The sequence below is a fragment of the Rhizobium sp. P2_G2 genome, assembly GCF_056403555.1.
On the sequence record NZ_JBFUFF010000173.1, the window covers coordinates 1 to 8,077 of the forward strand.

The 8,077-nt window shown below is 55.4% G+C and carries 10 protein-coding genes; 1 reads left to right on the top strand and 9 read right to left on the bottom strand.

What is annotated here, in order from left to right; genetic code table 11:
* Positions 1-128: 128 nt before the first annotated feature.
* From AC1D06_RS40635 to AC1D06_RS40645, 3 genes are all read right to left on the bottom strand, one after another.
* On the bottom strand, positions 129-455 hold the full coding sequence (locus AC1D06_RS40635; RefSeq protein ID WP_477991127.1) for a hypothetical protein: 327 nt from the start codon (positions 453-455) through the stop codon (positions 129-131).
* A 171-nt stretch (positions 456-626) separates the two neighbouring features.
* Positions 627-995: a hypothetical protein gene (locus AC1D06_RS40640; RefSeq protein ID WP_477991128.1), complete on the bottom strand. Its 369-nt coding sequence runs from the start codon at positions 993-995 to the stop codon at positions 627-629.
* Between the two features lie 98 nt (positions 996-1,093).
* The gene (locus tag AC1D06_RS40645) at positions 1,094-2,050 is read right to left on the bottom strand and encodes a sensor histidine kinase (RefSeq protein WP_477991129.1); all 957 of its coding nucleotides are present in this window, start codon (positions 2,048-2,050) and stop codon (positions 1,094-1,096) included.
* Positions 2,051-2,272: 222 nt separating this feature from the next.
* On the opposite strand from AC1D06_RS40645, the gene AC1D06_RS40650 reads away from it, so the two are divergent.
* Positions 2,273-2,644 carry a response regulator gene (locus tag AC1D06_RS40650; protein ID WP_477991130.1) on the top strand — a complete coding sequence of 124 codons (372 nt, stop codon included), beginning with the start codon at positions 2,273-2,275 and terminating at the stop codon, positions 2,642-2,644.
* 1,006 nt (positions 2,645-3,650) lie between these two features.
* Here AC1D06_RS40650 and AC1D06_RS40655 read toward each other — a convergent pair.
* The 6 genes from AC1D06_RS40655 to AC1D06_RS40680 form a co-directional block, all read right to left on the bottom strand.
* On the bottom strand, positions 3,651-3,956 hold the full coding sequence (locus AC1D06_RS40655; RefSeq protein WP_477881392.1) for a hypothetical protein: 306 nt from the start codon (positions 3,954-3,956) through the stop codon (positions 3,651-3,653).
* A gap of 244 nt (positions 3,957-4,200) precedes the next feature.
* On the bottom strand, positions 4,201-4,458 hold the full coding sequence (locus tag AC1D06_RS40660) for a hypothetical protein (RefSeq protein WP_477881394.1): 258 nt from the start codon (positions 4,456-4,458) through the stop codon (positions 4,201-4,203).
* Between the two features lie 607 nt (positions 4,459-5,065).
* A complete protein-coding gene (locus tag AC1D06_RS40665; protein ID WP_477991131.1) occupies positions 5,066-5,275 on the bottom strand; it encodes a hypothetical protein in 210 nt (69 codons plus the stop codon).
* Positions 5,276-5,863: 588 nt separating this feature from the next.
* Positions 5,864-6,220: a hypothetical protein gene (locus tag AC1D06_RS40670; protein ID WP_477881397.1), complete on the bottom strand. Its 357-nt coding sequence runs from the start codon at positions 6,218-6,220 to the stop codon at positions 5,864-5,866.
* Positions 6,221-6,423: 203 nt separating this feature from the next.
* Complete coding sequence (locus tag AC1D06_RS40675) at positions 6,424-7,281, bottom strand: hypothetical protein (RefSeq protein ID WP_477991132.1); 858 nt, start codon at positions 7,279-7,281, stop codon at positions 6,424-6,426.
* Between the two features lie 248 nt (positions 7,282-7,529).
* Positions 7,530-8,077, bottom strand: a 548-nt coding sequence (locus AC1D06_RS40680; protein WP_477991133.1) for a hypothetical protein, incomplete at its 5' end; no start/stop codon positions are given.

Consider the following 8,077-nt stretch of genomic DNA (forward strand, 5'->3'; position numbering starts at 1 on the left):
ACTTAGGGCTTTGGTCAAACACCCCCATACAGACAAAGGTCTGGACGCATTCGCAGCCGATTGGAAGAGTACTGGACAGACAATTGAATAGGATGCCTCCCGTAGCCCCTCATAGGCTAACATTCGCCTCAGTTGAACAGCTTTAGCTCGGCGGCGGCAGCATTTTCCTCGTCCATAGAGGCGTCCAAAGTAGCCTTGAGAATTCGGAGTTCCGCAAGAAGGCGTGGGCTGAGAGCCAGCTTTTGCCACTCGCTTAATTTCTGCTGCCACTCGGCGACTTCGACTATGAGCTTGCGGGAGCGATCCACCGTTTGGGGATTAGCGGCGGTCGCGGCTCGTTCCGCATTCTCTGCCAACTCGACGAGTTCGACGGTGCTTATGACCCATGTCGGCAGGGCAATACGAAGGGTTTCGACCTCGGAAACAACTGCATCATCGGCGGGAAAATTCGGCATTTTAACTCCTGGAGTGAGATTACTGCACGATTAGATCGAAGAATCTTGAGCAAAGCGCCTTTTCAAATCGGCTCTGTGCTAAGTGGCCGGCCCTAACCGGGAACGGCGGCAAATGTTCCGGCCGCTCTGGTCTGCAGCCGACACGTCCCGGCCGAATGCGGCTGCAATCAGTCAAATGAGCTCGTAGAAGAAGTCGCAAATGAGGGCCGCAAGCGTTATCGCCTCAGCATCGCGCATATGCGCGGCAGTTTCGAACGCGACTATCTCGATCTCGTCGCGGTCTGGCGCAAGAAGGTCGAGTATCCGGGCAAATTTGATTTTCAGCTCGACGTCCTGAGCGAACTCGTCGATGGTAACGGCAGAAATACACTCGCTTGCTTCGATCAGGCGCATTTGAAGACTCTCAGGAGATATGGAGAGTGCCCGCACTGCCGCAAAAAACTGGGCGCGCGCATTCGAATAGTTCGCTTCCATATCAAAACTTTCGGGTGAGAGTGCAACCCTGTCGGTGCCGGCTCGGTCTACGACTTTGAGGGTCATCAGTCAACAACTAAAATGCCAGGTTATAATTAATATACAACCAAAACGTGCGGATACGTCCGAGGCCGTTTTTACTCAACCACTTGGATCGGCCTTCGTCATTTGGAGAGACGAGCTTTCTTTACGACAAGCGTGACAACGAGGCCCAGGTCCGACCAATCGTAAGTAATAGAGCCTCCTAGTTGGCCGGAGACAGAACGCGCAATCATGCTGTTCCCATATCCACTGCCGTTGGTTTGCGGATTAACCGCCGGACCACCCATCTCCACCCAGCGAATGGTCAACTCTTCCTCAACATCACAGCCGGAAATATCAAGCGTCCCTGTGGGTGAGGACAATGCGCCATATTTTATCGAGTTTGTCGCCAACTCGTGCACGACCAGAGCCAGTGTCGTAGCCGTCGCCTCGCCTACGCTCATCCGAGGGACCGAAACCCGTATCCGGCCTGCAAACGCCCCGTTGTCATCATACGGAGCGAGCAGCACGGTGAAAAGATCGCCGATCAACGCAGCTTTGCCTTCATGGCCTGGCAAGGGGCGTACCAGGTCATGCGCGCGCCCGAGAGCAGTAAGCCTTTGGGTGAGCTCACGGGCCATATCCTCTGTTGTGCTGGTAGACCGAGACGTAATGGTGGTCAGGCTGGCCGCTATTGCGAGGAGGTTTTTGACACGGTGGCTCATCTCCCCAGCTAGTAATTCGTGCCCTTCCTCCGCTTGTTTCCGCCCCGTCACGTCCAGAAAAATACCGAACATGCTGTCATTTACCCGGCCCACATCGCTTCCCTGACCGCGGGCGGAAACCCATCTTACCAGTTCGCCATGTAAAATTCGAAAATCGATCTCGTAGGAGCCATCCACGGCCCGGGTAGCCGCGAAGGCGGCCCGTACACGGTCGCGATCGGCAGGATGTATACGAGCCGACAAATCCTCAAAAGTTACCTTGTCGCTGCGATTTACGTTCCACATCCCGAAGGCGCGTTCATCCATAGCGAAGACATCGGTTTCGACGTTCCACGACCAAAGCGCAACGCCGGCAGCTGAGATCGCTCGGCGCAAATTATCTTCGTGCCATATTTTTTGGGACTTTTCGATCGATCGGCCTCACGTTCATTGCTTAACGAACAGAGGTGCAAATGGTTGCTACCTCCGAATGGCTAAAAACAGACACGTCATAGTGATTTTCCTGGCCTCCTTTTGGCAGGGATCATTACCGTTTCGAATGCGTTTCCGTTATCGGGTCTCAAGATGCATATGCCAAGCTGGTTTGCGGAGCATTTAATGATGATTTACAACGGCATCTCAGTTCTTGTTGTTGAGGATGAAATCCTCATACGGTTGGACGTTGTAATCTCCCTGGAATCCAGCGGTTTCAGAGTTTTTGAGGCCTCGAACGCAGACGAAGCCATGGAAATCTTGAACCAACATTCAGACATCCATCTCGTTTTCACGGATATCGACATGCCGGGCAGTATGGACGGCTTGAAGCTAGCAAGCGCGGTGCGCGATAGGTGGCCGCCGATTAAGATCATCGTAACGTCGGGAAACCGCCATCTCAGCGATGACATGCTGCCGGTTCAAGGGAGGTTCTTTGACAAGCCTTATAATCCAATACGGGTCATAGGGGCGATCAAAGAGATGGTGTTGGCGTAGTTTCGATTATTCGATTGATGCGCGCGGCAATTTTCATTTGTCGCGCGGTCTGTGAACAAATCGACGCTTCCCTCAGGAAGGCTGCCGCCAATGGTGGCATCAAATATTGGGAAGTGTACCCGGATATACGCTTCCTCCTTCCCTTGGAAGGTGCCTTCTGCCAGTTGCGGGAAGCAATCATCTTGTGTGAGACTTCCGATATATGACAATGCGCATCCATCGTATATACGATGAGGAAAGCGTATAAATATCAACCAATTGGACGTGCGGTGGGGCGGGTTCCGTTCCGAAAATTAAGCCCCCGCCCCGTGTAACAGGCGTGTTTATCAAGAAAACATGCCAACATTTCTGTTGACTTGAAAACGGTGTTTCGACGCTCTGTCGACATGCTCATCGGATATGGTCGTGTCTCCCCTCAGGATCAGAACCTCGACTCTTTCTCTGTCCATACTGTGGTCGAAAAGGCCTCACTTCCGATAAGTAATGCTTATCTAAATCCAGAATTATAGTGTCTTACATATGGATGTGCGGCATATATTAAATCGTATATTACTATTTTTTCAATAATATACTTTTGAAAGCCTGCCGGCAGAACAAAGCGTGGCGGGATGCCGGCCTGCCGCAGATCAGCGGCGGGCTGCTAATGCTCGGTGCGTGGGGTCCCGTGCGCCTTGACGATCGCGTGGCCTCTTTGCCATAGAGTTCTTCGAAATGATCGAAGCTCTTTGAGAAATAGCCGGGGCATCGAGGACGGCTTCGGCGTCAGCGAGCCGAGCCGAAGAGGCTTTCTCAACCGCTGACAAAGTGGCTTGGCGGAGCGGTCAAATAACCGAATTTGTCGCTGTAAGGACTGGCAAAAGCGTGGGCGGACCAAAGCATAGAAGAATGCTGGCGCAGGGCCCGGGCCAGCGTTGTATCCCTCACGCGAAAAGTCGGAATGCGCTCCAACCGACAAACACGAGCCAGGCGAGTTCCAGCAGCAGGGCGCAGTAAAACCAGACCTGGATCATCCAACGCTCCACAACAAGATGATCAAGGCCACGAGAACCACAAGGACTATCCATCGAATGACGGCCGGCTTTCGTCGCGATCGCGGCTGATGGATGTAGTGAAAGTAGTAAAAATCCGGTTTCTGTGCCGTGACCAGGTTGCTGTAGACGCCGGGGGAAATATCACGATGGACTATCTTGCTGAAGCGGCCGGACCAGATGGTAAGTTTCTTGGTTTCGGCGTCGTAGAAGGCACTTCGAAGCCGTGTTGAATTCAGGGAAACGACCGAATTCTTCTTTGGTGCAATATCGGTATTGGCCATCGGGGCTACCTTGATCTACAAAACTCGGAATAGCGCAAGAGTCGCGTCGGCAGATGTGTTTGTAAAGTTTGTCGCCCTCACCCTCCCCTCCAATCCAAGCCACCCCGAGGCCGAGGCAAATTGGCCGTTGTTCATCAACGCATATTACCCGATCACGGACAGCGGCCATGGCAACGTTTGACAGAGAGAGGCGGCGAGCCCCGTCAAGCACGCCCTCGCTCCGGTAGCCGAGGCTGCTCCGGCCTCAGAAGAACAGAGGCTCCAGCGCAACCATCGCGGCCACAGCCGCCACGATCCCGAAAACGTAGGTCCAGAACGTGTCGCTGATGTACCAGAGCTTACGATCCTCGATCACGTTCTTCAGATGATTGGCCATATTGCCGAACTCACCACCCTGCCCGTCGTGAAGCATGATCGTTTCGTTCAATTCCCTGGTATTTGCTTTGGTGGCCCGAATGAGCAAGTCGGCAATGGTCTCGCCTCGCTTCAACTCGAACGCCATGCCCAGTCTCCCTCACCGCGCAACGCCGGCGCCCGCTCCTCCGAGCTGCCTTCTACATCCCGGCGCCAACATCTCGACGCCAACATTCCGACGCAAGTGCGAGAGTATGACGAAAACAACGTGGCCCGACAACGCCCCTTAAAGTCGTATTCCTCCTCCCGCTTCCGTATAATGTAAGCGCGGAATGTCAGACCGGCAGTTCCGTTCGGCAACGCCTCGCGACAGGCCGGTTGACGAATGGCGCCGGCATCGATCCGTCACCGCGGGATTACCAGACCGCGCTTCGCCCGGCGGGCTTGGAGCATGTCGTCTGAAAGCGGGAACCGATGTCAGAATAAAGACATGCGTAAAAACAAAAGTTTACAGCGCGGTTCCGATTCCATCGGAACACAAAGCGCCTACGGCCGCCGGGCTTTTTCGTGCGCTTTCGCACGCGGAACATTGCGACACGCCGCAAGTTTGCAAATCGTGGAAGTGACCACCCTTTCGGCTTCATCGCAAACCGCCGGAAGGAGGCCCGCCTCTCCCGGGGCGGGCCAACCTCTGGCCACGCATCGGTCGGCTCGAGCGCCGGTCGATCCCGTGGTCGGCGCGCCGCGGACCGGCATCAGGCCTTCCTGAAGACTTCGATGAACCTGGTCCCGCAGTGATCGATGATCCTGGTGGAGACCGCACCGAGCTTCTGAAGTTCGGTCAGCCCCTGCATTTCCTGGTCATCCACATGTTCCTCGATGAGCCAGAGGCGGCCGGCCTTGCCGAGCCGCGATGCCATTGTCAGCATCATCAGAAGCTGTTGCGCCCCATGTCCGATTGCCATTGCCGACGACTCCCGGCGGTTCAGAGCGACAGAGAATGCGGCGACAGATCGGAAAGCATAGATATTCGGCCGCCCCCGCCTTCGTCTGCATCACAAGGCAATCTGYAGATCATACCGGGATGGTCCGGACAGCGGGAGCGGCCTTGCAGGCTACCTGTTTGCGGGGTGCGGTCTCCTGCCAAGTTAAAACTTTTCATCACTCTATTCTGTTCCTGAATTGGCTGGAAAACGACTTGGAATGGCAATTTTCTCCAGCAAGAATATCATTTCTACTTATTGGGGAATGAGAGTTCTACCTTAACGATGCATTGGCTTGGAGCTTCTCCTTATAGGAAATTGGAAATCAAACTCCAGCTGACCGAGCCGAAGAGATAAGTGACGAGGATCAGCGCGCAAAAGACGCGCACGTACCGAAATCGCCGCTGAAACTCTGTCTCCATTTCGCACACCCCGACGCTGCCGGGAGTCGAGGAGCAAGAAGTGGGCCAGATCGATCGCGTCCATGCCGACGCCGTGCAGCAAATCCACCTGCCGGCATGCGCGCTCGCCCCGCCTGGCGGCGAGGTCTCGTCACCTCGGACGCAAAAATCAGGTCGTGATTGGCGACAGCAAAATTCTGTCACCGACAGCCGCGACGGTTCCCACCGGCTCGTGCGTTCGTCTTGCATCGAAGGATAATTCGACGAAAAGCCCCTGGTTTTCGAAGGTTTGCAATTCGCGTATCAATTGCACGATCGTTTTGCCGCGGACCACGAAGTCCGGCAACGTTTCTCCCGCATATGAACTTTCCAGATTCTCCAGAACGCAGAGGCGACCGTGTTTGCCAACGAGGCTGATGGGCTTGGGGGTCAAGCCGCCCTCTCGCAGGATTTCGACGCAAAGCTGTTGATTTTCAAAGATCTTCAATTCGGAAATAAGCTGTTCGATGGTTTTTCTATGAGGCATGACGCTTCCAGGCTGCCGACAAAGCTGTTTCGGGTCGGGGAACGCCGGCGCCGCCGGCCATCTCCGCTTCCTTGAGCAGTTCAGGGGTGACCGGCACCTGCGGCACAAGCGCGTCGACCAGTGTCTCGAATGTCTTCTCCCGCCGCCGCTCGACCAGGGTCTGGATCAGCGGGTTCCGACTGCAGACAATGACGGATAAGCTCCTATAACCACATCCGCCACCAAGGCTTCTGCTCGTCCCGGATGGTGGCATGCATTTTGGCAAACAGAGCGTCCCAGTAAGATTTCTCGTAAGCGCCGGCGTCATACTCGACCTCGTATGAGACGACGTCGCCGTGTTGGTCAAACTCGATATCGTAGGAATATCCGTTCTTGTGCACTTTTTCGACGTCGCAGTCGTCGAGGCCCGTCACTGCAGTCCCTTCCGTCCCGAAGCAGTAAAGTCCCATGGCGTGGGCGTCGGAGGACTTTGCTCCGCTCATCGGCCTCTTGTCGACCCTGATCAGAGGTTTGCCGTATTTGGCAATCAAGTCAGCCTCGACCGCTTGTCGCGTCCGATGCGTCTGCCCAGGCTGATATCGAAACTCCACACGCTGGCTGATGGAATTCACTCCACCCTGTCCAGGCAGAAGCCTCACGACCACGATTGCTTTTTTGGATTTATCTTCGGATTCCTTGAGGAAATCCAACCGCGTGACATAGTCGTCCGTCGCAAGGGACTTGCCATCAACGCCGGCGGCACTTTTACCGTGGAACCAAAGCGTGKTGGTATAGCCGTTTGCCATCGCCTGSTYATAGATTTTCYYGGCAGGCRTRTCGACGCGAAATCCACCGGCTTCGAAGTCMGGTTTCGGCTGCTGGATCGCCGGCACGATAGGCTCAAGCGCCGCGACCGTGCGGACGGGAACCTCGGCGTGGGAATTCCAGGCAATGGCGGCGAAGGCCATGGTCGGGATGAGCAGGCGCAGCCGAAATTTGCCGGCCAGTGTCGCAAGACCGGCGCCGGCCTTGGCATTGGTTCCGGGGGTGATGAAAAGCGCTGCGGTGAGAGGACGAGTCATTTGCATGTCAACCAATGGGAAAGACGTGAAGCCGCCGGTTCAGGATATTGCCCGGCCGTATGGGGTTGGATAACCGGTGCAGGCTTGGCCCGCTGTTTCCGCTGGAACAGCGTCGGCGATCAGCTGAGGCCGTTCCGGGAGGACGGGATATCCGAAACGAGATGTTCACGTGATCTGAGGTCGGACGTCATAGTGGTCAATCTGGCACTTGGTCGTTCCGACTGTCGATAATGACGGACAAGCGCTCATCACCACTTCAGCCACCAAGACGTCTGCTCGCCCTGGATCACGGCATCCATTTTGCCATACAGAGCGTCCATGTAGGATTTCTCGTATCTGCGGGCGTCATACTCGACCTCGTATGAGACGACGTCGCCGTGTTGGTCAAACTCGACGTCGTAGGAATATCCGTTCTTGTGCGCTCTATCGATGTCGCAGTCGTCGAGGTCGGTTGTTGCGGCCCGGTCCATGTCGAAGCAGTAAAGTCCCATGGCGTGTGAGGACTTTGCGTCGCGCGCCGACTGTTCGACCGTGATCAGCGGTGCGCCGTACTTGGCAATCAAGTCAGCCCAGACCTCGCGTCGCGTCCGGTGCGTCTGCCCTGGCTGATATCGAAACTCGACACGCTGCTTGATGGAATTCACCCCACCCTGTCCAGGCAGCAGCTTCAAAATCACGATTGCTTTCTTGGATTTATCTTCGGATTCCTTGAGAAGATCCAGCTCCGTGATGTAGTCGTCGGTCGCAAGGGACTTGCCATTGACGGTGGAAGTACTTTTACCGCGGTACCCAAGCG